We start from the raw sequence: 26236 nt of genomic DNA on the forward strand, positions 1-26236 counted from the left end.
GCTCCAAAGGGACGTATAAATGCAATTGAAGAAGATGGGTGCCGCGGCCGCGGTCCTCACCGCTCTCGTCGCCGCCCCGCACGCCGCTCAGGCGCAGGACACCATCGAGCTTTCGATGGCGACGCCCTGGTCCGGAGGCCACTGGCTCGAGATCGGCGCCAACCGCTACGCCGAGATCGTCGAGCAGGTCACCGGCGGCCGCGTGAAGATCAACGTGTTCCCCGCCGGCACCCTCGGCCCCGCCCTCAAGGTCACCGAGACGGTGCAGATGGGCATCGCCGACATGGGCCACGCCTGGGGCGGCTACGACTGGTCCGTGGACCGCACCAGCGCCCTCTTCGGCGGCTGGCCCGGCGGCCCGAACCCCGAAGAGTACATGATGTGGCTCTACAACGGGAACGGGCTGGAGCTGTGGAAGGAGTGGCGCGACGACGTCTTCGACGTGGTGGCGATCCCCTGCGGCGTGACCGAGACCGAGATCTTCATGCACGCCCACCGTCCCGTGCGCACCCCCGAGGACCTCAAGGGCCTGAAGCTGCGCACCTCGTCCGCCTGGGCCGAGATCGCACCGAAGCTCGGCGTCTCCACCGTCGTCCTGCCGGGCTCGGAAGTCTTCTCCGCGCTGGAGCGCAAGGTCGTGGACGCCATCGAGTGGGGCGGCCCCGGCGGCAACATGCAGGAAGGCTTCGACAAGATCGCGCCGTACATGATGATGCCGGGCCTGCACTCCCCGGGCGCGGTGCATGACTGCATCGTCAACAAGGCCGTCTGGGCGAAGATCCCGGAGAACGACCAGAAGCTCATGGAGCTCGCCGGCAAGATGACGATGCTCGAGACCTATCTCGGCTACGCCAAGATGGACATCGCCGCCTACGAGACGATGAAGAAGGACTCCCCTGCCGAGATGATCGTCGTCGACGACAGCCTCGTGACGGCCGTGGCCGAGGCGTCGAGCGAGTGGGCGAGCGAGCAGGCCGCCGCCAACGAATGGTTCAAGAAGGTCTACGAGGACCAGTCCTCGTTCCTCAAATCCATCTCGGGCCTCAGCGAATTCCGCTTCGCCCCGGGCTCGCGCTACTGAGCGCGGCCGCGCCCGCGCCTCGCGTGCGGGTGCAACGTTCGTGACGGCCGGCGCCCCCCCGCCGGCCGATCTCCTCCTGCGTTCCTGACGGAAGGATGTCCATGCGCGCCGTCATCGCCACGATCGAAACCCTCTCGCTCTGGGCGGGACGGGTGGCGGCGATCCTCCTCACGCCCCTCGTCCTCGCGATGGTCTACGAGGTGCTCAGCCGCTACCTGTTCGACGCGCCCACCCAATGGGCGTTCGAGCTCAGCTACATGATGATGGGCGCGATCTTCCTGCTCGGCCTCGCCTATGCCCTGCGCAACGACGCCCACGTCAAGGTCGACTTCATCCACGCCCGCCTGCCCCGGCGCGCGATCGCGGTCATCGACCTCGTCGGCTACGTCGCGCTGATCGCCCTTCTCGGCTGGCTGACCTACGCGCTCTTCAAGGATGTGCTGCGGGTGCACCGCACCGGCGAGGGAACCGGCCTCTCGGCCTGGAACCCGCCGCTCTGGCCGTACTTCAGCGTCGCCGTCGTCGGCTTCGCGCTCTTCACGCTTCAGGTCGCAGCCAAGATCCTGCGCAACGTCGCCGTCCTCCTCGGCCGCGAGATCCCGCCGCCCGGACACCACCCCGGAGAGATCGCCGAAGGGGCCGGCACCGTATGATGGGCGATGCTGTCCTCCTGATGCTGCCGGCGCTGATCCTGCTGATCATCGTCGGTTTCCCGATCGCCTTCTCGATGATGCTGGTGGCCCTCGGCTTCGGGCTCTACCGCTTCGGCGACATCCTCGTCCTCCAGTTCGCCCAGCGCGTCCACGAGGTCGCCTCCAACTACGTCCTCGGCGCGATCCCGCTCTTCATCTTCATGGGCGCGGTGCTGGAGCGGGCCGGCATCGCCGAACGCCTCTTCGACGCGCTCTACATGTGGACGCGCCGCCTGCCGGGCGGGCTCGCCATCGCCGCGCTGATGATGTGCACGATCTTCGCGGCAGCCTCCGGCGTCGTCGGCGCGACGGAGACGCTCGTCGGGATGCTCGCCATCCCCGGAATGCTGAAGCGCGGCTACAACAACTCGCTGATCGCCGGCACCATCTGCTCGGGCGGCTCGCTCGGCACGGTGATTCCGCCGTCGATCCCGGTCGTCGTGCTGGCGCCGATCGTGACGCTGCCCGTGGGCGACCTCCTCGCCGGCATCCTCGTGCCGGGCCTGATGATGGCGGGCATGTTCATGCTCTACATCGTCATCGCCTGCACGCTGAAGCCGGACCTTGCTCCCGCCGACCCGGAGCCTGACCCGCGCACACTCGGCCAGAAGCTCGGCTTCACAGCCTTCGCGCTGGTGCCGCCGGCCTTCCTGATCGCGACCGTCCTCGGCACGCTCTTCACCGGGCTCGCGACGCCCACCGAGGCGGCCGCCTGCGGCTCCTTCGGCGTGGTGCTGCTGGCGATCTTCTACGGCCGCTTCTCGCTCAAGCTGATCTTCGACGCGTCGATCCAGACGGTGTCGCTGACGGCGATGATCCTCGCCATCGTGCTCGCCGGCTCGATGTTCTCCGGCGTCTTCTTCGCCTCGGGCGGGATGACGGCGGTGAAGGGCATGCTCGACGCGTTCGGGCTGGAGGCGTGGTCGGTGATCGCCGTGATCCTCCTCATCACGTTCATCCTCGGCTTCGCGGTGGACCTCATCTCGATCGTGCTCATCATGATGACGATCTCCGCGCCGATCATCCGGACCTACGGCATCGACCCGCTGTGGTTCTCGATCGTCTTCCTGGTGACGCTGCAGACGAGCTACCTCACCCCGCCGATGGCACCCTCGATCTTCTACCTGCGGGCCATCGCGCCGCCGGAGATGAAGCTCAAGCAGATGTACTGGGGCGTGATCCCGTTCATCTGCTGCCAGCTCGTGGTGCTGGGGCTGCTCCTTCTCTTCCCGGCCCTCGCCACATGGATGCCGAAGGTCATCTACGGGTAATGAGAGCCTCCGGCGCGGCCGCGCCGACACCGGGACGACAAGGAGATACGATGTGACGACTGAAACCGTGGACGACGCGAACGTTCCCGTCCCGCTGCAATGACGACATTCGACGTTGCGACGCCCGACGGGGCGATCCTCAAGGCGCGCCGCGAGGGGAGCGGCGCGCCGCTCCTCCTCATCAGCGGTCTCGGCGGCACGGCCGCGTTCTGGAACGGCACCGTCGAGGCGCTGAAGGATGTGGCCGAGGTCATCACCTTCGACCAGCGCGGCATCGGCGGCTCCTCCCGTGGCACGGTGCCCGTCACGATCGCGCAGCTCGCCGACGATGTCGCCGCGCTCCTCGATACGGCGGAGATCGCGACGGCGACGGTGGTGGGCCATTCCACCGGCGGCGCCATCGCGCAGTCGCTGGCGATCCGCCACAAGGTGCACGTCGGCGCGCTGGGGCTCAGCGGTACGTGGCTGGCGCCGAACCGCTACATGTCGGCGCTTTTCGCTGCCCGCCTGTCGATGCTCGCGCAGGACCCGGCCATCTATGCGTCGACCGCCGCGCTCTTCGCCTATCCGCCCGAGTGGCTGGAGACGCATTTCGAGGTGCACGAGGCGGCGGTTGCCAAGGCGCCGCGCGATCCGGCCGCGCAGGCGGTGGTACGCGAGCGGATCGACGCGCTGCTCGCCTTCGACGGTCGCGCCGACGTGGAGCGCATCGCCGTGCCGACGCGCGTCATCGGCGCCGAGGACGACGCCGTCGTCCCCGCGTTCCTGCAGCGCGCCCTCGCGGCGGCGCTTCCGGGAGCCGGTCTCGCCATGCTGCCGGGCGGGGGACACTTCTTCCCGCAGACGCGCGGCGCGGAGTTCACGCAGATCGTGCGCGACCTCCTCGCCGAAACCGCGTGACCGCGCGGCGTACACGCTGAAAATACAGGCCGTCCCGGCGTCCGCAGCGATCTTTCGCGGCGGACGCCGGGACGGCCGGCACCAACAAGGACGAGGAACGCCCGTGCCGAACATCATCCGCCGATGCGGCGTCGCCACGGCGGCGCCGATGGCCGCCCCGATCCGTCGCCGCCTCTCTCCGGGGGAGGCGGCCGCCATGCGGCTCCGTCGTGCCGCGGCTCGCTGAGGCGGCGCCCGCCGCTCGGCCGTCCGGGGCCGATCCGGACCCACCGGCGGCGCTGACCGTCGGTCGGCGCGACACGGCCGCCGTCAGGGCGATGATCGAGGAGGTCTCGGTCGAGCTCCTGGTGCGCAACGGGTACCAGGGCTTCCGCTTCAAGGACGTGGCCGACGCCCTGCACACCACCCGCGCCGCCATCCACTACCACTACGGCAACAAGCAGACGCTCGCCGACACGGTTGTGGTGAAGTACATCACCCAGCTCCTCAGCGACTGGGAGCGCAACTGGGACCGCAAGGCTCCGTTCGCCGTGAAGATCATCGGCATGATGGAGGCCAACAAGTCCCGCTACCTGACCTTCAATCCGACGCTGACCGATTCCAACCCGTGGAGCCTCATCGGCCGCATGCGCGGCGACCGCGACCATATCGGCCCCGCCGCGCGGGAGGCACTGGTCGGCTTCGGCATCACGCTGGAGCGCTTCATCATCAAGGCGATCGACGATGCCGTCGCGAACGGGGAGTTCGAGCCGACGGTGCCGCGCCGGGACGTTGCCCTCCAGCTCGTCGCGATCGCCGACAGCGCCGGTGCGATCACCCTCGACGGCGGGAGCTTCGAGCGGCTGGAGATGCTCTACCGCTCCTTCGCGCGCATCCTCGAGCACGCCTACGGCCTGAAGGAACAGCCGGCCGCCCGCTGACGCAGTACTGAAGCGGGCGGCCGGCGGACCACGGGCGTCGGATCCGCCCGTGGCGAGGCGTCAGGACGCGGCCGGGGCGGTGCCTTCGTCGTGCGGCAGGGCGGGGCCTCCCGCCTCGGCTTCGGCTTCGGCGCGCCTGGCGGCGAACGTCTTCTCGCCGCCGGCGAGGCGCATGACGAAGGCGAAGAAGACCGGCGCGAAGAGCAGGCCAAGCACCGTCGCCGAGATCATCCCGCCGACCACGTTGATGCCGATGGCGTTCTGGCTCGCCGCGCTGGCGCCCGTCGCGATCGCCATCGGGATCACGCCCATGGTGAACGCGAGCGAGGTCATGAGGATCGGACGGAAGCGCAGGCGGCAGGCGGTGATCGTCGCCTCGCGCAGCGACTGGCCCTCCATCATCAGGTCCTTCGCCACCTCCACGATGAGGATCGCGTTCTTGGCGGACAGGCCGACGATCGTGATGAGGCCGACGGTGAAGTAGACGTCGTTGGAGAGCCCCGACAGCACCACCGCCGCGACCGAGCCGATCGCCCCCATCGGCACGATGAGCATTACCGCGAGGGGGATCGACCAGCTCCCGTAGAGCCCGGCAAGGCAGAGGAAAACGAACACCACCGACAGGCCGATCAGGAACGGCGCCTGCGAGCCGGACTGGATCTCCTGCAGCGACTGGCCCGTCCACTCGAACGCGAAGCCCGACGGCAGCTCGCCGGCAAGGCGCTCCATCTCGGCGATCGCGTCGCCGGACGAGTAGCCCGGCGCCGCCGAGCCGCCGATGCGCATCGAGGGATAGCCGTTGTAGCCGACGAGCTGGGTCGGCCCGTACGCCCATTCGGCGGTCGCGAAGGCGGACAACGGCACCATGCCGCCCTGCGTGTTGCGCACGTTGAGTGTCATGACGTCCTCTACCGTCATGCGCGAGCGCGCCTCGGCCTGGACGATGACGCGCTGCATGCGCCCCTGGTTCGGGAAGTCGTTGACGTAGGACGAGCCGAGGGCGGCCGAGACCGTCCGGTTGATCTCCCCGAAGCCGACGCCGAACGCGTTCGCCTTGGCGCGGTCGACGTTGAGGCGGAGCTGCGGCCCGGGCGGCAGTCCTTCCGTGTAGACCTGACCGATGACCGGGCTCGCCTGCGCGGCCGCCATCAGCTGCTGCGCCCCCTCGCGCAGGCGCGCGTCACCGAGGTTGGCGCGGTCCTGCAGGCGGAAGGCGAAGCCCGAGCTCGACCCGAGGCCCTGGATCGGCGGCGGCGACAGCGCGTAGGCGATCGCGTCGCGGATCGAGGCGAGCATCCCGGAGAGGGTGCCGGACAGCGCCGCGGCGCTCTCGTCCTCGCCGCGCTCGGCCCAGTCCTTCAGCGTGACGAAGGCGAGACCCGAGTTCGGCCCCTGGCCCGAGAACGAGTAGCCCTGGATGATGAGGATGCTGTCCACCCCGTCGAGCGAGAGGGCAAAGTCCTCGGCGCTCTTCGTCACCTCGCGCAACCGGTTGGACGTGGCGCCCGGAGGAGCCTGGACGTCGGCGAGCAGGAAGCCCTGGTCCTCCTGCGGCAGGAAGGCGGACGGGATCTGCAGGTAGACGTAGCCGAGACCGACCAAGAGGGCGAGGTAGACCACCATCAGCCGTCCGGCGCGCCGGATCAGGCCGCCGACCAGCCCCGCGTAGCCGTGCGAGGCGCGGTCGAAGTTGCGGTTGAACCAGCCGAAGACGCCGCCCTTGGAGTGCGAATGTCCCTTGGGAATCGGCTTCAGGAGGGTGGCGCACAGCGCCGGCGTCAGCGACAGGGCGAGGAAGGCGGAGAAGAAGATCGACACCACCATCGTCAGCGAGAACTGCTGGTAGATGATGCCCACCGAGCCGGGGAAGAAGGCGAGGGGGACGAACACCGCCATCAGCGCGAGCGTGATGCCGATGATGGCGCCGGAGATCTGCCCCATCGCCTTCTTGGAGGCCTCCTTCGGGGAGAGGCCCTCCTCGGACATGATCCGCTCGACGTTCTCCACCACGACGATCGCGTCGTCGACGAGGATGCCGATGGCAAGGACCATCGCAAACATGGTGAGGACGTTGATGGAGAAGCCCGCCGGTAGCATCACCGCCATCGTGCCCGCGAGCGCGATCGGGACCACCAGCGTCGGGATGATCGTGTAGCGGAAGTTCTGCAGGAACACGAACATCACGACGAAGACGAGCACCACCGCCTCCATCAGCGTGTGCAGCACCTTCTCGATGGAGGCGTCGACGAACGGGGTCGTGTCGTAGGGGACTTCGTAGGAGACGCCCGCGGGGAAGAGCGGCTCCAGCCGGTCCATCGTCTCGCGCACGCCTTCGGCCGTGTCGAGCGCGTTGCCCGTCGGCGAGAGCTGGACGCCGATGGAGGCGACGGGCTGACCGTTGAGGTAGGTGTTGAAGTTGAACGTCTCGGCGTCGATCTCGACCCGCGCCACGTCGGAGAGGCGCACCAGGGCACCGTTGTCCTCGGCGCGCAGGACGATCGAGCCGAACTCCTCCGGCGTCGAGAGCTGGCCGGTGACGAGGAGCGTCGCCTGCGTCTGCTGGCTGACGGGGTTCGGGCTCGCGCCCACGGAGCCGGCGGCGACCTGCGCGTTCTGCTCGGTGATCGCATCGGTCACGTCGGTCAGGGAGAGGCCGAGGCCGACGAGCCTGTCCGGGTCGACCCAGACGCGCATCGCCCGCTCGGCGGCGAAGAGCTGCGCACGGCCGACTCCCGGCACGCGGCGAATCTCGTTCAGCACGCTGCGCGCGGCGTAGTCGCCGAGGCCGACTTCGTCGAGCCCCGACTCGGGCGTCGCCGTCAGGGCCACGACCATGAGGAAGCTCGTGCTCGCCTCCTCGACGGTGACGCCCTGCTGCTGGACCTGCTGCGGCAGCGAGGACTCCACGCGCTTCAGCCGGTTCTGCGTATCGACGACGGCCTGCGCGACGTCGGTGCCGGACTCGAACGTCACGGTGATCGACACCGCGCCGGTCGCGTCCGAGGTGGACTCGAAATAGAGGAGCCCTTCGATGCCGTTGAGTTCCTCCTCGATGGGCTGCGTGACCTGACGGTAGAGGTCTTCCGGCGAGGCGCCGGGGAAGGTCGTCTGGATCGAGACCTGCGGCGGGGCGACGTTCGGGTACTGCGAGATCGGAATGTTCGGCAGCGAGAGGGCGCCCGCCATCACGATGAAGATCGCGATGACCCAGGCGAGGACGGGATTGTCGATGAAGAAGCGCGCCATCGGAGCCTCAGTTCGCGACGGTGTCGGTGTCGGCGGGGGTCGCCGGTGCGTCCGCGGCGGAGGCGTCCTGCAGCTCCCGCGCGCCGTCCGGCGAGGTGTCCGCGGTACCGGCGTCCGCCTGCTCGCGGGGCCCGGCGGACGGGTCCGTCCATGCGACCGGCTTCACCGGGGCGCCGGGGCCGATCTTCTGCACGCCGTCGACGATCACGTTGTCGCCCGTGGCGAGGCCGTCCTCGACGACCATGCGGTTGCCGATCGCCCGGCCGAGACGCACGCTGCGGATCTCCGCCGTGTTCTCGCCGGAGACGAGGTAGAGCTGGGCCGCCCCCGAGGCGTCGCGCTGGACGGCCTGGCTCGGCACCGCGATCGCGTCGTTCTGCTGCGCCTGCTCGACGGCGACGCGCACATACATGCCCGGCAGCAACACGTCGTCCGGGTTCGGGAATTCGGCCCTGAGCGTCACCTGTCCGCTCGTCCGTTCCACGGTCGCCTCCGAAAAGAGGAGACGGCCGGGGTGGGGGTAGGGCGTGCCGTCGTCGAGGTAGAGGCGGACCTCCGCGACGCCGGGTTCCAGCTCGCGCAGCGCGCCGCTTTCCACCGCGCGCCGGAGCGCCAGCAGCTCCGACACGGGCTGCAGGATGTCGGCATAGACGGGGTCGAGGGCCTGGATCGTCGTCAGCACCTCGGAGCCCGCGGCGGAGACGAGCGCGCCCTCGGTGATGTTGGCGCGGCCGATCCGGCCCGAGATGGGCGCCGTCACGTTGGTGAAGCCGAGGTCGATCTGGGCGGCGCGCAGCTCCGCCTTCGCCACGGCGACGTCGGCGTCGGCCTGAAGGCGCGACGCCTTCGCGCGGTCGACCTCGGCCTGGCTCGACACGTTGCGTTCGAGGAGGGTCGTGACGCGTTCCTCGTTCTGCTGCGCTTCGAGCCGGGTCGCCTCCGCCCGCTCCACGCTCGCCTGAGCCGCCAGCACGGCGACGTCGTAGGTCACCGGGTCGATGCGGAAGAGGACGTCCCCGGCGGCGACGGTCGTTCCCTGCTCGAAGACGCGCTCGAGGATGATGCCGCCGACGCGCGGCCGCACCTCGGCGATGCGGGTCGCGTTGATCCGTCCGGGCAGCTCCGACACGACCTGCAGGTCCTCCGGCACGACCTCGATCGTTCCGACCTCCGCCGGCGGCCGCTCGGCGGCGGGTGAGGCGGCGCTCTCGCCGCCCTCGGGACTGCAGGCGGAAATCAGGGCCGCCGTGCCCAGGAGCGCGGCGGATATCAGGATACGCGTCATAAATTCACCGGTCGGCGCAGGAGAAGGCCCAAAGCGGAAGATCTGGACATATGTCCAAGTTGGACGCATGTCCAGTTGGTGCGCTATGCGGTATCTGCATTGCGGGTAGGAGTGAGAACCGTGAGCTACATGGCAAAGAGCGAACGGCGCGCGGCGATCGTGAACGCGGCCGTGGCGCTCGTGTGGGACAAGGGGCTGGGGGCCGCGACGGTTCGCGCGGTCGCCGCCGCCGTCGGCGCGTCGCCGGGGCAGATCCATCACCACTTCGCTTCGGTGGACGATCTCCGCGCCGAAGCCTTCCGCGAGGCATCTCGCCGCATGCTCCCGGAACTGACGCGCACGCTTCGGAGCATGCCGCCGATGGACAACCTCCTCGGCCTCCTCGCCGGCTGCGCCAGCGAGGAGCATGCGATGGCCGAGCGGCTATGGCGCGACGCGTTGGCGGCCGCGCGGATGAGCGAGATCGTGGGGGAGGCGGTGCGCGAGGCGCTCGACGAATGGAACGTGGCGATCGTCGACGCCCTGAAGCGCGTGAAGGAGGCGGGCGAACTCCCGGCCACGCTCGACGAGGCGCCGGTTGCCCAGCGGCTGATGGCGCTGTCGCTCGGCCTCGATGTGCTCAACGAGGTGTACGGCCGGTGCGACGGGCGCACGGGCCGTCAGGCAGTGGTGCGCGCGGCCCTCGCCATCGAGGCCGCGGCGCTTTGCCGGGGAGGGGGCCGCCCGGTCAGCCGGGCGGGTTGACCGCGCTCAGCGGGCCGACAGCATCCAGTTGATGGTCTCGCGCCAGTCCGTCATGCGGATCGGCGTGCCGTGGCTGCCGGTCTCGAAGCGCACCATCTTTACCGGGTAGCCCGGCGAGCGGGAACGGATCGACCGGAAGAAGCCTTCCATCCGCTCCACCGGGAAGACCTTGTCGCGGCTCCCCTGGCCGAGGAACACCGGCACGCGCCGCTGGTAGGCCGCGCTCGAGAAGAAGCCGTCGTCCCACAGCGAGCCGAGGAGCAGGAGCCCGCCGAGCCGGGAGGCGACCGCCGGGTCCTTCGCCAGCCGCCAGCACAGCGCCCCGCCCATCGACCCGCAGGCAACGAAGACCGGCGCGCGCGGCGAGGCGGCCGCGTACTCGTTGATGAGCCCCGCGACCTGGGCCGCGCCCGTCGCCCCGAAGTCGGCGAAGTCGGGCGAGAGGTAGACGCCGCCGGCCGACACCGCGAGGTTCTTGATGCGGTTGAAGTTGCCGCCGAAGGTGAAGTCGTCGACGCCCTGGCGCCGGCTGCCGCCCTGCCCGTGGAGGTAGACCACGATGATGCTGGCGTTCTGCCGGCGGCCGACGGCGATGTAGCGCACCCGGCCCGCCGCCGTATCGGCGACGAGGTCGGCCTGCGAGCGCCGCACCCCGGTCGACACGTAGCGCGACTTGACCCGCCGCTCCGGCACCTCGTCGCGCCCGTTGATGTCGCGCATCTCGTCGTAGTCGACGACGCGGTAGGCGCCGCCGGCCTCGGTCGACAGGACCCCGGGGTAGGCGAACAGGTTGTCCTTATGGGACGGAAGCCGCTGCGCGCTCGCGGTCCCGGCCGTGACCGTGGCCAGGACGAGCGCCAGTAGAAGTCGCTTCAAATATCCATTCATGTGCCCGTTCTAATGCGGATTGGCCGCGCAGAACATCGGGCAGCATCGATTATGACGGTGCGATCGGTCGCGATCGGCGCCGGTGCGCGGCACCGGCGCAACGCGGTCAGGCGAGCCAGCGGGCGAGGTTCTCGCGCACGAAGGCGTCGTCGGTGAGGTCCGGATAGTCACGGCAGATCCGGTCGAGCTCCTCGACCTGGCCCGGCCCCATGGTCTCCTCCGGGTCGAGGCACCAGATGCCTTCGAGAAGGCCCTGCCGGCGCAGCACCTCGTGGATGCCGGCGATGCAGCCGCGGAAGTCGTTGGCGACGTCGAACAGCACCGCGTTGGCCTCCGTCGTGCGGGCGTCGCGCTCCAGCCAGTCGCTCGCCGCGCCCGTGCCGCCGTCGGCCTGCACCGCCTCGAGAAGCTCCACCGCCCGGCGCGTCCACACCGCCCAGTGGCCGAGGAGGCCGCCCTTGATGCGAACGCTGACCGGCGCACCGTCGCGCATGAAGGTGAAGCGGGTGAGGAGGTCGCCGACGATGTGGTCGTCGTTGCCGGTGTAGAGCGTGATGCGCTCGTCCGCCCGCGCGTCCACCACGGCGCGCGCCACGTCGAGCGTGCGGTAGCGGTGGAACGGCGCGATCTTGATGGCGACGACGTTGTCCAGCTCGGCGAAGCGGCGCCAGAACCTGTAGGGAAGCACCGGCCCGCCGACCGCGGTCTGCAGGTAGAAGCCGACGATCGGCATCACCTCGGCGACGGCCGCGCAGTGGGCGATGAGCGCGTCCTCGTCGCTGCCGTGTCCGGCGAGGCCGAGGAGGACGGCGTGGTAGCCGAGCGACCGGGCCAGCTCCGCCTCGCGCATGGCCTGCGCGGTCTCACCGATGGCACCGGCGACGAGGAAGGGCGAGGAGGGATGCGCGGCCGCCTCCTCGGCGGCGAGCGTCAGGACCGGCTCCAGCAGGCCGTGATGGCGGATCTCGAACTGCGTCGTGTGAACCGCGACGGCGAGGCCGATGGACCCCGCGTCGAGGTAGTAGCGCGACAGGGCGCGCTGGCGGCGCGGGTCGAGCCGGCGGTCGGCGTCGAGGGCGAGCGGATGGGCCGGGATCACCCCGCCGCGGCGGAGCGCGGCGAGCGGGGCCTCGGGCAGGTCGGCGATCTTCATGGGGCGGGTTTCCGTGTGCGCTTCGCGGTGGCGCGCTTCGGGGCGGGGGTGACGGCCTCGACCGGGGAGCCGGGCAGCGCCGCGACCGGGTCGGGACGCAGGTAGCCGAGCACGACGTCGATGGCGTGCGCCCGCCGTGCGGCGAGGACGTCGTCGGTCTTCGGCAGGTCGAAGATGGCCGTCAGCGTCGCGCGGTTGGCGATGAAGAAATACGAGATGCTGGCGATGGTGATGTAGAGCTGCACCGGATCGACGCCGGCGCGGAAGATCCCCTCCGCGACGCCGCGCTCCAGCACCTCCTCGATGGTGGCGACGAGGGGGCTGTTCAGCTCGCGCGCCGTCCCGGAGTGGGCGACGTGGACGCCGCCGTGCAGGTTCTCCTCGTTGATGAGCGAAATGAATTCGGGATGCTCGCTCACGTAGTCGAAGGAGAAGCCGACGAGCTCGCGCATCGCCTCGTGCGGCTCGCGCGAGGTGAGCTGCAGGTTGCGCTCGGCGGTGCGGATCGCCTCGTAGTTCTTCTCGAGGACGATCGCGAAGAGGGCGTCCTTGCTCTGGAAGTAGTGGTGGATCAGCGCCTTGTTGCAGCCGGCCCGGCTCGCGATCGCCTCCATGCGGGCGCCCTGGAGGCCGTTCTCGGCGAACTCCTGCCGTGCGGCCTCGAGGATGCGCGCCTGGGTCGCGACCGCGTCCCGCTGGGGGCCGCGGCGCCGGCGCGGGGCCGGCGGTTCCGGCGCGCCGTCAGTATGTCCCATCGCGGACCTCGAAGTGCGTCGGCTTGCCGAGCGAGCGGCCGCCCGCGCCGAGCCAGGTCGCGGTCCAGTCGACGAGACGTGGAAGCGGCACGCGCGGGTAGCCGAAGAGGCGCTGCTGCAGGCTCGTGTCGACGATCCAGGCCGAGGATTGCTCGCTCCCCTCGAAGGTCGGCGTCTCGCCGAAGTGCTCGCCGAAGCGCAGCGCGATGTTGCGCACGTTGGCGAGCTCCGGCCCCGAGAGGTTGAGGACGAACGGCGGATTGGCGGCATGGGCGAGGCTCTGCAGCGCGATGTCGCTCGCGTCGCCCTGCCAGATCACGTTGCAGTGGCCGCTGTCGACCGGCACCGGACGGCCCTCCATCACCGCGCGCCCCACGTCGTGCAGCACGCCGTAGCGCATGTCGATGGCGTAGGAGAGGCGCAGGATCGACACGCGCGTGCCGTAGCGCTTGGCGAAGTGCTCGAACATCCGCTCACGGCCGACGCAGGAGTTGGCGTACTCGCCCGGAGGGGTGAGCACCTCGTCCTCGCGCGCCCCCTGACGGGTGATGTCGTAGAACGGGTAGACGCAGGCGGTCGAGAAGAGGGCGATGCGGGACTCGCGGTACGCCTCGGCGACGATCGCCGGGACGTGGACGTTCATCGCCCATGTCAGCGATTCGTCGCCGCTGGAGCCGAACTTGCGGCCGGCCATGAAGACGACGTTCTCCGTCTTCTCGAGACCGGCGACGGCGCTGGCGTCGAGGAGATCGGCGGCCACCGTCTCGATGCCCCGCGCCTCGAGCTTCTCGCGCACGTCCGGCTCGGAGAAGCGGGCGACGCCGATCACGCGCTTGTCCGGCGCCGCGCGCTTGGCCATGCGGGCGAGCGTCGGGCCCATCTTCCCGCCGACGCCCAGAATGGAGATGTCGCCGGAGAGCCCCGCCAGCGTCCTGATCAGCGCCTCGCTCGGGCGCGACAGCAGCTCCTCGAGGTCGTCCTCGGTATGGATCGCGTCGGGAAATGTGTCGGACATCAGGGTTCGCTCCGTCGTGCCGCGTCGGCGGGCACGTGTCGTGTCAGGCTGTCGAATGACCAGTCGGCCGGGGCCGTGCGGGTGGCAAGGTCGGGAAGGGGCGTGAACCCGAGGCCCGGGACCTGCAGCGAGGAGACGTCGAGACCGCCGTCCTCGATCGCCAGGAAGACGCTGCCGCCGTCCCTGCGGTAGAGGCCCGGGTGGGCGGCGAGCGCCGCGTCGGCCTCGCCCGCCGGCAGGTGGTCGAGGCCGTGGAAATAGTGGTGCCCGTTGCGCTCCACGTGGCCGATGCCGAGGGCGGCGACCACGGCGAGGTCCGCCTGCAGGGAGACCACGGGCAGGCAGGTCAGATCCTCCGCCGAGAGGAAGTGCTCGCCCTCGCGACTGCCGCCGTTGCGGTGCCAGGCGAGGGACTGGTTGAGCAGCGAGCGGATCACGCCCTTGCAGTTCTTGTGGCTGACGCCGCGGTAGCCGAGGCCGATCGCCTCGCTGTAGGCCGCCGTCCACCCGTCCGCCTCGTCGATCAGGAGGGGCTTGCCGACGACGGCGAGCGCGGCCGGGTCGAGCAGACCGGCGAGCGCCACGGAGCGTTCCAGCGGCTGCTCGACGAAGAGGATCGCCTCGTGCAGCGGCGCGATGTCCGGCCGGGTTCGCATCGCCTCGCACAGGGCGGCGAACGCGTCGAGGCTCCTGTACTGCTCGTTCCCGTCGAGCGTCACCGCGATGGGGTGCGGGGCGGCCTCGATCAGCGCGGCGATGCGGGCGAGGCGGTCGAGGTCCGCCGCCATGTCGCCGCCGACCTTGATCTTCAGGTAGCGCAGCCCGTCCTCGGCGATGTAGTCGGCGAGGGTTCCGGGGAGCACGTCGCCGGTCCCGGCGCCGGCCTCGTCGCCGTCGAGCGGGTCGACGAGGCCGACGGTGTGCCGCAGTGCGAGGCGGCTGAGGGGGCGGTCCGGAAGGGCCTGCGCCACCTGCATCGCGGCGAGCTCGGGGAAGACGTCGCCGGGGCGGAGCCCCAGCGCATTGCCGGTGACGAGGTCGAAGAACGGCCGGCCGGCGGCGCGGCCGAGCGCGTCGATCATCGCCCGCTCGACCATCGAGACGCCGAACGAGGCGCCGAGGCGGTTGAAGCCCACCTCCGGCCCCCTCCGGTCCACCGTCCGGTCGATGTCCCGCCAGAGGTCGAATAGCGTCGCGGCAGGGAGGTCGCGGGCCACGGCCAGCGCTTCGTCGATCGCCCAGAGGAGGTCGGCGACGTTGTCCGCCGGGGTCTTCTCGGGCCGCTTGTCGAACCATTTGTACGCGAGGAGGTCGGACGCGTACCCGGTGGCGGTGACGCCGTCGACGGTGACGTCGAGCGCCAGCGTCGCGCTCGCCGCGGCCTCCAGCGTCACCACGCCGAAGCGGAAGGGCGTGCGCGCGAAGGCGTTGACGATGCCGATGCGCCCGTCGCGGACCTTGATCTTGGGTGGCGTCATGACGCGTCTCCGAGTGTCTCGATGAGCCCGCGCACGTAGCCGATGGAGCGGGCGGCGCACGTCGGCCCGTCCGGGCTGTAGATGAACGGCTCGATGGCGGCGATGCCGTCGTAGCCGCCTCGGGCGAGCGCGGCGAGCAGCGGCATGAACCGGTCCTCCCCCTGTCCCGGTCCGCCGAGCGCGCGGTCGTTGAGGTGGATGTGCCGCAGCACGCCGCTCGGCAGCCAGCGTTCGGCGAGGATCGCGGCGCTTTCGCACTCCCCGCCCGCGACCGCCGCGCAGTCCAGCATCGTGGCGAGACCCGGCGATGCGACGGACTCCACCACCCGCGCGGCCTCCTCGATGGTGTTGATGTAGTCCGTCAGCGATGGTGCCAATGGCTCGACGAGGTAGAGGACGCCGGCACGTTCCGCCGCATCCCCGGCGCTGGCGAAATGGTCGGCCGCGACCATGCGGCCCGCCTCCGGGGACGGCGCGTCGGCGAGCTGCCGCTGTCCCGGCGAGCCGTGCACGAGGACGGTGCCGCCGAGATCGGCGCAAAGCTCCACCATCGAAAGGATGTGCGCGCGCGTCCGCGCGACGACGTCCGCGCCGCCATTGGTGATCGAGAGGCCGGCGGGCGCCGAGAGGAGCCAGTGGAGCCCGGTAACGGGTACGCCGGCGTCGGCGGCGAGGCGCTTCAGCCGCGCGCGCTCCGCGGCGGGGATCCGGGCCGGATCGTCCGACAGGGTGAACGGCGCGACCTCCAGCCCGTCGTAGCCGAGGGCGGCGGCGAGGGCGCACTGTTCGGCGAAGGGACGCTCGCGCAGCACCTCGTTGCAGAGGGAAATCTTCATCAGAGCGCCCCCGGCAGGTGGACGAGGAAGATGTCGGTGAACACGAACCGCACCAGGAACGCGCCGGCGAGCGCGAGGATTAGCGCGCGCACGACGAGCGCGGGGAGGGAGAGCCTGCGCTCCTCGTTGAGGAGCTCGCTGCCGACGGTGAAGAGGAAGATGAAGAGCGCCGTCACCGGCACGAACGGCAGCCGCCCGAACAGGCCGACTCCGTAGAGGACGACGACGAAGACGGTGAACAGCATCCGCCGCGCCGAGGACGCGTCCCAGCGCGTGATCGTCGGCTCGGCGCCGCTGTCGGCGGTCCCGCCACGCCAGGCGCGAAGCATCAGAAGGAGGCCGAGGGCCGTCACGATGGCGCCGATGATCGCCGGTGTCAGGCCGGGCATCGTGAACGGGCTGGCGCCGCGCTCGGTGAAACGGGGCATCGCCAGCGCTCCGGCGAGGGCGCCGGTACCGATGAGCGTGGCGACGATCCCGGCGACGAGGTCGGTCGTGTTCGTGCGGCGCGTCATGCGGCGTTCTCGCGGACGGGGATGAAGGGGTTGGCCGGCCGCGCGAGCGCGCGGTCGATCGCGGTGAGCAGCCCGGCCATCTCCACGGCGCCCTCCTGCGCGTCGCACAGGACCGCGCCGCGCCCCGCGATCGCGTCGAGGAAGACACGGAAGCTGTCCGCGAGGAGGCGCACCGGCGTCGCGCCGAGCGCCTGCTCCTCGGTGAGCGACGTAACCGTCGGCGTCCATCCTCCGGGCGAGGCGTCGTAGCGCGCTGTGCCGTGGGTCAGGCGGTTGCGGTTGAAGTCGATCACGAGGACGCCGCCGTCGCCGACCAGCCGGAGCCGCTTGTCCGTCACCGCGCCGGGGAGGAACGGGTCTTCCGTCTCCCCGCCCGCGACGACGCCGAGCCGCAGTTCGCCAGCGACCCCGCCGGGATAGGCGAGGTCGATGCGGATGTCGTCCGCCCGCGCGCCGCCCAGCCGGTGCATCGCGCGCGCGTCGACGGCCGCCGCCGGGGCGCCGGCGAAATGGCGCATCAGGTCCAGGAAGTGGACGCCGTCGTTCTCGATGATGGAGGAGTCGGCCCGCATCCGTTTCCATCCGCGGAAGTCGCCCTCCATCGCGACGAGGCGGCCGATGCCGCCCGCACGCAGGATCGCCGTCGCCCGGCGCGTCAGCGGGTGGGCGCGCAGGACATGGCCGACCTGGAGCGGCACGTTCCCGAGGCGCGCCGCCAGCAATTGCGCCTCCGCGACGGACCGCACGGCGGGCTTTTCGAGGAGAACCGGCCTGCCGGCGGCGAGCGCCGCGAGGGCGAGGGGGAGGTGCTCGTCCGGCGGGGCGACGACGTCGACGATGTCGGCACGGGCGATGAGGTCGGCGGCCGTGGCGGCGATATCGCCGGCCGCGACGCCCTCCGCCAGCGCCCGCTCGCGGCCGGCGCCGGCCGGGTCGGCGACCAACAGGCGGACCCCGGCCACCTCGCGCCAGGCGGCCGCGTGGAGGCGGCCGAAGATGCCGTAGCCGCAGACGAGGACGCGTGTCTCACCCATCGGAGCGCGCCTTCCGGAAGGACACCCGTTCGCCGAGCGCGGCGAGGCGCCGCTGCACCGGCGGCAGGCCGAGGACGACGACCGCGAGCACCATCAGGGCGATCACCGCGCTGATCGGGCGGGTCACGAACGGCAGGAGGTCGCCCTCGGTCAGCGACAGGCTGCGCCTCAGGTTGTTGTCGAGGATCGGGCCGAGCACCACGCCGAGGATCATCGGCGCCACCGGAAAGCCCGTCTCGCGCATCAGGAAGCCGAGGAGGCCGAAGCCGATCATCACGTAGACGTCGAAGATGCGCCCGGCGATGGCGAACGAGCCGACGGTGCAGAGGACGAAGATCATCCCCATGAGCCACTCCCGCCGCACCCGGAGGACGAACAGGAGAGGGCGCGTCAGCAGCAGGCCGAGCACCAGCATGGCGCAGCTCGCCCAGAACACCATCGCGACGACGGAATAGAAGAAGTCCGCCTGCGTGATCATGATCAGCGGGCCGGGGCGCAGGCCGTGGATCACCATCGCCGCGAGGAGCACCGCCGCGGGCGCCGAACCGGGGATCGCGAGCGTCAGGACGGGGACGAGGGCGCCGGGGACCGCGGCGTTGTTGCCCGTCTCCGCGGCGAGGAGGCCCTCGACAGAGCCGCGGCCGAACTCTTCCTTCCGGCGCGAGGCGCGGCGCGCGGCGGCGTAGGAGACCCACGCCCCCATGTCCTCGCCGACACCGGGGATGACGCCCATGAAGGTGCCGATGGCGCCGGACCGCAGCCAGGTGCGTGCGTAGCGGATCGAGCCTGCGGCGGCGCGCAGGACGCCCGTCACCTTCGCCTCGACGAGGCGGGTGGCCGGCTGGCGCATCACCGAGAAGACCTCGGCGCAGCCGAACGCGCCGACCAGCACCGGCAGCAGCCCGAAGCCGCCTTCGAGGTCCTGGATGCCGTAGGAGAAGCGCGAGTAGGCGTGAACGCTCTCCTGCCCGACCATTGCGACGAGGATGCCGAAGAAGCCGGAGATCCAGCCCTTCAGCCCGTCGTCGAAGGAGGTGAGCTGGCCGCACAGGACGATGCCGAAGATCGAGAGCCAGAAGAATTCGAACGAGGTGAAGTCGAGCGCGAACTCGGCGAGCCAGGGCGCGATGACCGCGAGCCCCACCATGCCGACGAGGCTGCCGAGGAACGAGGCCGTGGTGGCGACCGCCATCGCCTCGCCCGCGCGGCCCTGCGTCGCCAGCGGGAAGCCGTCGAGCGCGGACGCGGCGTTCGCCGGCGTCCCGGGAATGTTGAGCAGGATCGCCGAGCGGCCGCCGCCGTAGATCGCGCCGATGTAGACGCAGATCAGGACGAGGATCGCGGTGTCGGAGTCCATCGAGAAGGTGAGCGTGGTGACGAGCGCCACGCCGAGGGTCGCCGTCAGCCCCGGGATCATCCCGACGACGATGCCGAGGAGGGTCGCCCAGACGACGACGAAGATCTGCGCCGAGAAGCCGATGTCGGCGACGGCCGTGAGGAGCTGTGTCAGTCCGTGCATCGCGAAGGCCGGTGGGCGGGAGGGGCGGAGGCGTGGGCCCGGCGCCGAGCCGGGCCCTGCCGTCGGATCTGGCGGGCGGTTATTCGGGCTTGGGGATGCCGAACTGGGTCGGCTCGTTCGGCGCCGCGCCGCTGTTGAACTGCTGCCAGGCGTTGATCGAGAGGAACGGCATAGCCGCCTTGTGCGCCTCCTCGCCGTAGCTCGGCGCGAAGAGGGCGGCGCGCTCGGCCGCGAAGGTCTTCAGCGCCTCGGAGTTGGCGATCTTCTCGGCCCACACCTTGTCCATGGTGTCGAGGACCTCCTTCGGCGCGTCGGCAGGGACGAAGATGCCGAAGTAGTTCGGCGCGGTCGCGATCTCCGGCAGCCAGTCGGTGATGGCCGGGACCGAGCCGTAGCCGGCGAGCTCGAGCGGGCTGGAGGCGACGACGGCGAGCGGACGCAGCCTGCCGGCGCGGACCATGTCGACCTGCTCGGTCGCGTTCTGCGCGGTGAAGTCGGTCTCACCGGCGACGGTGGAGATCACCGCCGGGTTGCCGCCCTCGTAGACGATCTGGCGGTACTTCACGTCGGCGACCTTCTCGAGCGCCTGCATGGTGATCGCCGTCGCCGAGGAGAGGCCGCCGGAGGAGACCGTCATCGGCGACTCGGCCGTCGTGAGCGCCTCGAGGAAGGCTCCGAAGTCTTCCCATTCGCTGTCTGCGGGGACGGAGATCATCGCCGGGTTCGCGACGTCGAGATAGAGCCGCCAGTCGGCGATCGTGGCGTCGAGGCTGCCGAACACCGGGTAGGCGCCGAGGTCGGCGGCGGCGCCGGCGGCCATCGTCATGCCGTCGTGCGGCGCTTCCCAGACCGAACGGGTGCCGACCGAACCCGACGCGCCGGGCTGGTTCACGATGACGAAGTTCTGCCCGATCGCGTCGGTCAGCTCCTTGGCGATGACGCGCGTGACCGTGTCGGTCGAGCCGCCGGCCGACCACGGCACGATGATGGTGACCGGTTCGGCCGGGGACCAGTCCTCGGCCAGCGCGCCGGAGGGCGCGACCAGCAGGGCGCCGGCGGGCGCGATCAGGAGAGCCGCGAGCGCGGCGGCGGTGCTCAATCTTGTCATCACGGAATTCCCCTTCGGATGCGCAGACCAGCTCGAACTCGCACCTTTATTGACTGGCCGGTTAGATAATTAAGGAACTCAGTGACGACGTTGTCAATTGCGTCGGCGGCTCAAAATGTTGGCAAGGTGTGCATCGCGTCGGCGAGGCCGCGCCCGAGTGCGGGGTAGACGGCGGGCGCGGCCATCTGCGCAACGTTGAAGCGCATGTAGCCCGCCGCCGTCCGCGAGACGCTGAAGACGTCGCCGGGCGCGAGCACGACCCCGTCCCGCAGCGCCCGTCCCGCCAGCGCGGCGGCGTCGCATCCCTCGGGCAAGCGGCACCAGAGGTAGAACCCGCCGCGCGGCATCAGCCAGGGGACGATGCCGAGGGGCTTCAGGCGTGCGGCCGTATCGCCCCTTGCGCGGGCGAGGCGGCGGCGGAGCATGTCGATGTGCTTGCGATAGCCGCCGTCGCTCAGGGCTGCGTGGACGAGTTCGGCCGCCACCGGGCTCACCCCGCTGAAGTGGGTCGCGACCTGGAGGTCGATCAGCGCGTCGATCCAGTCCGCGCCGCTCGCGATGTAGCCGCAGCGGATCGAGGCCGACAGCGTCTTGGAGAAGCTGCCGATCCGGACGACGCGAGACAGGCCGTCGAGGGTCGCGAGGCGCGGCGACGGCTCCGGCTCGAAGTCGGCGAAGATGTCGTCCTCGACGATCGTCATGTCGTGCGCGGCGGCGATGTTGAGGACGCGGTGCGCGACCTGCGGCGCGAGCGTCGCCCCGGTCGGATTGTGGAGCGCCGAGTTGGTCACGTAGAGGCGCGGGCGGTGCGCGGCGGCGGCCTCGGCGAAGCGTTCCGTGTCCGGCCCGTACGGCGTGTAGGGGACACCGACGACGTCGACCTGGTGCGCCCGCAGCAGCGCCCGGAAGTTGAAATAGCACGGGTCGTCGACGAGCACGGTGTCGCCGGGGCGCAGCAGGAAGCGGCAGACGAGGTCGATGGCCTGCGTGCCGGAGCCGGTCAGAAGGATCTGGTCGGGGCCGATCTCCAGCCCCTCGCCGGCGAACTGGCGCGCGAGGAGGCGGCGCAGGCCGAGCGCGCCGCGCGTCGCGCCGTATTCGGTGAGGAGCGTGTCGTCGGCCTTGGCGAGGCGCCGGGTGGCCCGGCGGAGCGAGGCCGTCGGCATCCAGTCCGCCGGCAGCCATCCGCAGCCGGGCTTGGCGACATCCTCGCCCGTGTCGAGCGACTGGCGCGAGACCCAGAAGGGGTCGATCGTGCGGTCGAGCCGCGGGCCGATCTCGCCGAGCGCCAGCGGCGGCGGGGCCGTCGCCACATAGAAGCCGGAGCCCTGCCGGGCGTGGATCACCCCTTCGGCCGCGAGCCGGTCGTAGGCGTCCACGACGGTCGACGGCGAGACCCCCATCGCCGCTGCGAAGGCACGGATTGACGGCAGCCGGTCGCCGGTCGTGAGCGTGCGCCCGGCGATCTTCGCGCGCACGGCGTCCATCACCTGCGCGGTACGCGTTCCCGGGCGTTCGTTCGGCACGGTTCCCTCTTTTGTATGGGTTCTTGAACCAGTACAGTTTAGCGATATTGTATTGGATTGTCGCTGGCGAAGCCATCGGCCTGTCGCTACCAGCCTCGCACGGACAGGAGGCGGTATGAGTACAGCGACGGCAGGGTGGGGCAGCGGGTTCCTGGGGATGCTGATCTTCAGCGGGTCGCTGCCGGCGACGCGGGTGGCGGTGGCGGACTTCTCGCCGCTCTTCCTCACCTCGATCCGGGCGGTCATCGCCGCGCTCCTCGGCGCGCTGTGCCTGTGGGCGTTGCACCAGGCACGCCCGCGGCGCGGCGACCTCGTCTCGCTCGCCATCGTGGCGTTCGGCGTCGTCGTCGGGTTCCCGCTGCTCACCGCGCTCGCGCTGCAGCATATCACCGCCGCGCACTCGGTGGTGTTCGTCGGGCTCCTGCCGCTCGCCACCGCGCTCTTCGGCGTGATGCGGGGCGGGGAGCGGCCGCAGCCGGCCTTCTGGCTCTTCTCGGTGCTCGGCAGCCTCACCGTCGTCGGCTTCGCGCTCGCCCGCAGCGAGGGCGGCGACCTCACCGGCGACCTCCTGATGCTGGCGGCGATCCTCGCGTGCGGTCTCGGCTACGCGGAGGGCGCGGCCCTGTCGCGCCGGCTCGGCGGCTGGCAGGTCATCTCCTGGGCGCTGGTGCTGGCGATGCCGGTGATGGGCGTCCTCGCTCTCGCGACCCTGCCGGCGGAGTGGACGATGGCCGGCCCGGCATGGATGGGCCTCGCATACGTCTCGGTCTTCAGCATGCTGATCGGGTTCGTGTTCTGGTATCGCGGGCTGGCACTGGGCGGGATCGCCGGCGTCGGCCAGCTCCAGCTTCTCCAGCCCTTCTTCGGCCTCGCCCTCGCCGCGGCGATCCTCGGCGAGCCGGTCGCCTGGTCGATGGTCGCGGTGACCCTCGCGGTGGTCCTGTGCGTCGCGGGCGCGAAGCGCTTCGCCGCGCGGCCGGCGCCCCGCTGAGCGGCGCCCCGCCGGATCACTTCGCCGGCACGGCCACGATCATGTCGAGCTCCACCCGCGCGCCGGGCGAGGAGAGCTGGTTGATGCAGATCATCGTGCTCGCCGGCCGCCAGTCTCCGAAGTAGGGGTTCATCGTGCGGTGCATGCCGTCGGCGTCGCGCATGTCGGTCAGGTACTTCGTGATCTTCACGACGTCGGTCCAGGTCGCGCCCACCGTGTCGAGGATCGATTTGATCGCCGCCATCGCGCGCTCGGTCTGCACAGTGATGTCGCACGAGTGCTGGTGCTCGGAATCGATGTGCGGGTGGTGATGGTAGAGGTCCGACGCGGTCGCGCCGGAGATGTACATGAGGTTGCACGCCCCGACGATGTGGACCGCCGGCGCGTAGGGCATCATCCAGGCCTTCTCCGGCTCCGGGTGGATCGGCTTCAGCGTCACGCTGTCGGACATGGGGTCTTTCCTTGGAGTTGAGGCTAGTTGGCGCGCCAGAGGCTGAGGCGGGCGTCGACCAGGTCGAGCCCCTTGGTGATGACGATGCCGAGGAGCGCCAGCACGATGAGCACGGCGAACACCACCTCGGTCTCCAGAAGCTGGCCCGCCAGGAAGAGGCGCGCTCCGAGCCCGTCGCGCGCCACCACCATCTCCGCCGCCACCACCAGGATGATCGACACGCCGAGGCCGATGCGGATGCCGGCGAAGATGGACGGAACCGCGCTGGGGATGAGCACGCGGCGGATGATCGTCGAGGTCTTCGCGTTGAGGTCGCGCGCGGCGAGGATCAGCCCCTTGTCGCACTGGCGCACGCCCATCACCGTGTTGATCACGATGGGGAAGAAGGCGCCGAGGAACGAGATCGTCAGCATGAACGGCCCGCCGGTGCCGAGCCAGATGATGAGCAGCGGGATCAGCGTCACCTTCGGCAGCGGGTAGAGCGCGGCGATGAGGATGTCGGCCATCGCGTCCACCGTCTTGGAGACGGCCATGAAGACGCCGAGCAGGATGCCCGCGCCGAGGGCGATGAAGAAGCCGGCGAAGATCCGGTAGAGCGTGCGCGCGAGGTCCGCGCCGAGGTCGCGCGTGGCGAACTCGTTTACGAGCACGGCGATGATGCGTGTCGGCTTCGGCAGGTACAGCGGGGAGATGTCCCGCAGCACGACCGCGAGCTCCCAGACGACCAGGATGGTGAGGAGGAAGCCCCAGCCGATCACGCGCCGGTCGCCGGCGAGGGCGCGCCAGCGGGCGGGCCGGGTTTGCGTCCCGGCGGCGGGCGTCAGGGCGGCGCTGTCGCTCATGCCGCCTCCCGCTCGCTCGCCATCGCCTTCAGCACCTCGGACTTGAGAAGCTCGTAGATCTCCGCGAAGAGGGCGACGAATTCGGGTTCGGAGAGCTGCGCCATGGTCCTGGGGCGCGGCAGCTCCACATTGATCTCCCGCGCGATGCGGCCCGGACGCGCGGTCATGACGAAGATCGTGTCGCCGAGGAGGATCGCCTCCTCGATCGAGTGGGTGACGAGGATCGCGCTGGCGCCCGTCGCCTGGACGATGCCGCCGACCTCCTCCTGCAGAACCAGCCGGGTCTGCGCGTCGAGCGCGCCGAACGGCTCGTCGAGGAGGAGGATCTCGGGCTCCATGACGAGGGCGCGGGCGATGCCGACGCGCTGGCGCATGCCGCCGGAGAGCTGGCCCGGGTGCTTGTGCTCGAAGCCGGAGAGGTTGACCCGGGCGAGCGCCGCTTCCGCCCGCGCCCGGCGCTCCCGCCGCGGCACGCCCGCGACCTCGAGGCCGAAGGCGACGTTGTCGATCAGCGTCAGCCAGGGGAAGAGGTTGAAGCTCTGCCAGACGGTGGCCATCGCCGGCGGCAGTACCGAGTGCCCGGTCTGGCGGTTGACGAAGCGGACCTCTCCCGACGTCGCGCCGAGGAGCCCGCGCACGACCTGCAGCATGGTGCTCTTGCCGCAGCCGGAAGGGCCGATGATCGCGGAGACCTTGCCGGCCTCGAAGCGGCAGGTGAGGGCGTCCAGGGCGAGCGTCGAGCCGCCCGACCGCGAGGGGAAGGTCAGCGACAGGTTCTCGCAGCGGATGTCGGTGCGGGCGGCCACCGCGGGTGCTCTATCGGCTCAGAGGAAGGGGTTCTCTTTGGCGAGGCGCGCCGCGGCCTCCTCGGCGACGGAGAGGTCGAAGAGCGCCTCCTCGGTCGGCACCGGGCCGGAGATCAGCTTCATCGTGTCGACCCAGAAGGCGGCCTGGTCCATGCACGACTTCACGTTCGGCATGCCGTCCTTGTCGTAGCCGGTCCAGCGCGGGGCGGCACGTTCCACGAGCGGGGCGGGAACCTTGGTCGCCTCGGAGATGATGGCGATCACCTCGGGGTCCTTCGATTCGGCGGCGGCCACGAATTCGCGCGCGGCCTGGATGTGCGCCATCGCGTAGCGCACTGCCGTCTCGCGGTCCTCGTCGAGGAAGGCCTCGGGCATGGCGAAGCAGCCGAGCTGGGCGCCGGGGTCGATCTCGTAGCCGGCGCCGATGATCTTGCCGACCTCGTTCTTCTCCGCGAGGAAGGCGAGCGGCACGGGGATCTGCGCCACGTCGGTGAGGCCGGTGCCGAGGCTCTTGACGATGTCGGGGTAGGTGAGGCCGGCGCGGAAGGCGGCCTTCGTCGGGTCGAGGCCGGCGTTCTGCAGCCCGCGGGCGAGCAGGTACTGGTCGATGCCGCCGGGCGCCTGGATGGTGAACTTGGCCCCCTCCAGCATGTCGAACTTGTCGATTGAGGTCAGGCCCGCCTCGTACATCTTGTTGGAGGCGACGATCGTCATCGAGCCGAGGCCGACCATCTCGCTGCCCCGGTCGAGGACGAGCTTGTAGTTCGCGCCCTTCGACACGGCGTTGATGAGGCCGGCGTTGATGGTGGCGACCGTGGCGTCGAGCTCGCCGGCGACGAGGGCGGGCACCGCGAGCGCGCCGTCCATGAAGGTCTGCGGCTCGACCTTGATGTCGACGGCGTCGAAGTAGCCCTTCGCCATCGCGATGAAGAACGGCCCGGAGGAGATGAACGGCACGACGCCGATGCGCAGCGTGCCGGACTGGGCGCGGGCGCGCCGGGTGAAGCTCGTGAGGGCGAGGGCGCTGCCGGCCGAGGCAGCAACGAACTGTCGACGGTTCAGGGACATCAGCGCCTCACCTTGCTCGCGATTTCTGGCAATCGTTTGCCAACTTGTCGACGATACGACTTCGCCACCGGCTGGCAAGCGCTTCAGTGCCGATGCAAATAATTCGCGCAGT

The 26236-nt window shown here is 70.4% G+C and carries 24 protein-coding genes; 7 read left to right on the top strand and 17 right to left on the bottom strand.

What is annotated here, in order from left to right; translation table 11 throughout:
* Positions 1-19: 19 nt before the first annotated feature.
* The 5 genes from dctP (at position 20) to DLJ53_RS12415 (ending at position 4864) form a co-directional block, all read left to right on the top strand.
* Positions 20-1081 (top strand): TRAP transporter substrate-binding protein DctP, encoded by a 1062-nt coding sequence (dctP, locus tag DLJ53_RS12395; RefSeq protein WP_111345533.1) that lies wholly within the window; start codon positions 20-22, stop codon positions 1079-1081.
* A 101-nt stretch (positions 1082-1182) separates the two neighbouring features.
* Positions 1183-1734: a TRAP transporter small permease subunit gene (locus tag DLJ53_RS12400; protein WP_111345534.1), complete on the top strand. Its 552-nt coding sequence runs from the start codon at positions 1183-1185 to the stop codon at positions 1732-1734.
* Positions 1731-3044, top strand: coding sequence for a TRAP transporter large permease (locus DLJ53_RS12405; protein ID WP_226575659.1), 1314 nt, complete (start codon positions 1731-1733; stop codon positions 3042-3044). Before DLJ53_RS12400 ends, DLJ53_RS12405 begins: the two co-directional genes overlap by 4 nt.
* A 99-nt stretch (positions 3045-3143) precedes the next feature.
* Entirely contained in the window at positions 3144-3944 is an 801-nt protein-coding gene (locus tag DLJ53_RS12410; RefSeq protein WP_111345537.1) for an alpha/beta fold hydrolase, read from the top strand.
* A gap of 209 nt (positions 3945-4153) precedes the next feature.
* The gene (locus tag DLJ53_RS12415; protein ID WP_111345539.1) at positions 4154-4864 is read left to right on the top strand and encodes a TetR/AcrR family transcriptional regulator; all 711 of its coding nucleotides are present in this window, start codon (positions 4154-4156) and stop codon (positions 4862-4864) included.
* A 60-nt stretch (positions 4865-4924) separates the two neighbouring features.
* On the opposite strand, the gene DLJ53_RS12420 is transcribed toward DLJ53_RS12415, so the two are convergent.
* Both DLJ53_RS12420 and DLJ53_RS12425 read right to left on the bottom strand, forming a co-directional pair.
* Positions 4925-8110 carry a multidrug efflux RND transporter permease subunit gene (locus DLJ53_RS12420; RefSeq protein WP_111345541.1) on the bottom strand — a complete coding sequence of 1062 codons (3186 nt, stop codon included), beginning with the start codon at positions 8108-8110 and terminating at the stop codon, positions 4925-4927.
* A gap of 7 nt (positions 8111-8117) precedes the next feature.
* Entirely contained in the window at positions 8118-9395 is a 1278-nt protein-coding gene (locus DLJ53_RS12425; protein ID WP_111345542.1) for an efflux RND transporter periplasmic adaptor subunit, read from the bottom strand.
* A 129-nt stretch (positions 9396-9524) separates the two neighbouring features.
* Between DLJ53_RS12425 and DLJ53_RS12430 the strand changes: the two genes are divergently transcribed.
* Positions 9525-10139 carry a TetR family transcriptional regulator gene (locus tag DLJ53_RS12430; RefSeq protein WP_111345544.1) on the top strand — a complete coding sequence of 205 codons (615 nt, stop codon included), beginning with the start codon at positions 9525-9527 and terminating at the stop codon, positions 10137-10139.
* A gap of 6 nt (positions 10140-10145) precedes the next feature.
* Here DLJ53_RS12430 and DLJ53_RS12435 read toward each other — a convergent pair whose 3' ends face one another.
* From DLJ53_RS12435 to DLJ53_RS12485, 11 genes are all read right to left on the bottom strand, one after another.
* The gene (locus DLJ53_RS12435) at positions 10146-11015 is read right to left on the bottom strand and encodes an alpha/beta hydrolase family protein (RefSeq protein WP_404801150.1); all 870 of its coding nucleotides are present in this window, start codon (positions 11013-11015) and stop codon (positions 10146-10148) included.
* A gap of 118 nt (positions 11016-11133) precedes the next feature.
* The gene (locus DLJ53_RS12440; protein ID WP_111345546.1) at positions 11134-12180 is read right to left on the bottom strand and encodes a dihydrodipicolinate synthase family protein; all 1047 of its coding nucleotides are present in this window, start codon (positions 12178-12180) and stop codon (positions 11134-11136) included.
* Positions 12177-12935 (bottom strand): TetR/AcrR family transcriptional regulator, encoded by a 759-nt coding sequence (locus DLJ53_RS12445; protein ID WP_111345548.1) that lies wholly within the window; start codon positions 12933-12935, stop codon positions 12177-12179. The genes DLJ53_RS12440 and DLJ53_RS12445 overlap by 4 nt, the downstream gene beginning before the upstream one ends.
* Positions 12922-13950: an NAD-dependent epimerase/dehydratase family protein gene (locus tag DLJ53_RS12450; RefSeq protein ID WP_111345550.1), complete on the bottom strand. Its 1029-nt coding sequence runs from the start codon at positions 13948-13950 to the stop codon at positions 12922-12924. Before DLJ53_RS12450 ends, DLJ53_RS12445 begins: the two co-directional genes overlap by 14 nt.
* Positions 13950-15428, bottom strand: a complete 1479-nt coding sequence (locus DLJ53_RS12455; RefSeq protein WP_111345552.1) for an enolase-like domain-containing protein — start codon at positions 15426-15428, stop codon at positions 13950-13952. The genes DLJ53_RS12450 and DLJ53_RS12455 overlap by 1 nt, the downstream gene beginning before the upstream one ends.
* Positions 15425-16264, bottom strand: coding sequence for a sugar phosphate isomerase/epimerase family protein (locus DLJ53_RS12460; RefSeq protein WP_111345554.1), 840 nt, complete (start codon positions 16262-16264; stop codon positions 15425-15427). The genes DLJ53_RS12455 and DLJ53_RS12460 overlap by 4 nt, the downstream gene beginning before the upstream one ends.
* On the bottom strand, positions 16264-16779 hold the full coding sequence (locus tag DLJ53_RS12465) for a tripartite tricarboxylate transporter TctB family protein (protein ID WP_162409160.1): 516 nt from the start codon (positions 16777-16779) through the stop codon (positions 16264-16266). Before DLJ53_RS12465 ends, DLJ53_RS12460 begins: the two co-directional genes overlap by 1 nt.
* Positions 16776-17813, bottom strand: coding sequence for a Gfo/Idh/MocA family protein (locus DLJ53_RS12470; protein ID WP_111345557.1), 1038 nt, complete (start codon positions 17811-17813; stop codon positions 16776-16778). The genes DLJ53_RS12465 and DLJ53_RS12470 overlap by 4 nt, the downstream gene beginning before the upstream one ends.
* Positions 17806-19332 (bottom strand): tripartite tricarboxylate transporter permease, encoded by a 1527-nt coding sequence (locus tag DLJ53_RS12475; RefSeq protein WP_111345559.1) that lies wholly within the window; start codon positions 19330-19332, stop codon positions 17806-17808. Before DLJ53_RS12475 ends, DLJ53_RS12470 begins: the two co-directional genes overlap by 8 nt.
* A 79-nt stretch (positions 19333-19411) precedes the next feature.
* Entirely contained in the window at positions 19412-20440 is a 1029-nt protein-coding gene (locus DLJ53_RS12480) for a Bug family tripartite tricarboxylate transporter substrate binding protein (protein WP_111345560.1), read from the bottom strand.
* A gap of 110 nt (positions 20441-20550) precedes the next feature.
* Entirely contained in the window at positions 20551-21927 is a 1377-nt protein-coding gene (locus DLJ53_RS12485) for an aminotransferase-like domain-containing protein (RefSeq protein WP_111345562.1), read from the bottom strand.
* A 154-nt stretch (positions 21928-22081) separates the two neighbouring features.
* Between DLJ53_RS12485 and DLJ53_RS12490 the strand changes: the two genes are divergently transcribed.
* On the top strand, positions 22082-22957 hold the full coding sequence (locus DLJ53_RS12490) for a DMT family transporter (RefSeq protein ID WP_111345564.1): 876 nt from the start codon (positions 22082-22084) through the stop codon (positions 22955-22957).
* A 16-nt stretch (positions 22958-22973) separates the two neighbouring features.
* Here the strand turns inward: DLJ53_RS12490 and DLJ53_RS12495 are convergent, their stop codons facing one another.
* From DLJ53_RS12495 to DLJ53_RS12510, 4 genes are read right to left on the bottom strand one after another with little or no spacing between them, the layout of a single operon-like run.
* Positions 22974-23408, bottom strand: a complete 435-nt coding sequence (locus DLJ53_RS12495) for a RidA family protein (protein WP_111345565.1) — start codon at positions 23406-23408, stop codon at positions 22974-22976.
* A 23-nt stretch (positions 23409-23431) separates the two neighbouring features.
* On the bottom strand, positions 23432-24250 hold the full coding sequence (locus DLJ53_RS12500; protein WP_111345567.1) for an ABC transporter permease: 819 nt from the start codon (positions 24248-24250) through the stop codon (positions 23432-23434).
* Entirely contained in the window at positions 24247-25056 is an 810-nt protein-coding gene (locus DLJ53_RS12505) for an ABC transporter ATP-binding protein (protein ID WP_111345568.1), read from the bottom strand. The genes DLJ53_RS12500 and DLJ53_RS12505 overlap by 4 nt, the downstream gene beginning before the upstream one ends.
* A gap of 18 nt (positions 25057-25074) precedes the next feature.
* Positions 25075-26124 carry an ABC transporter substrate-binding protein gene (locus tag DLJ53_RS12510; protein ID WP_111345570.1) on the bottom strand — a complete coding sequence of 350 codons (1050 nt, stop codon included), beginning with the start codon at positions 26122-26124 and terminating at the stop codon, positions 25075-25077.
* Positions 26125-26236: the final 112 nt, after the last annotated feature.

The organism is Acuticoccus sediminis (assembly GCF_003258595.1).
Lineage (GTDB): Bacteria > Pseudomonadota > Alphaproteobacteria > Rhizobiales > Amorphaceae > Acuticoccus > Acuticoccus sediminis.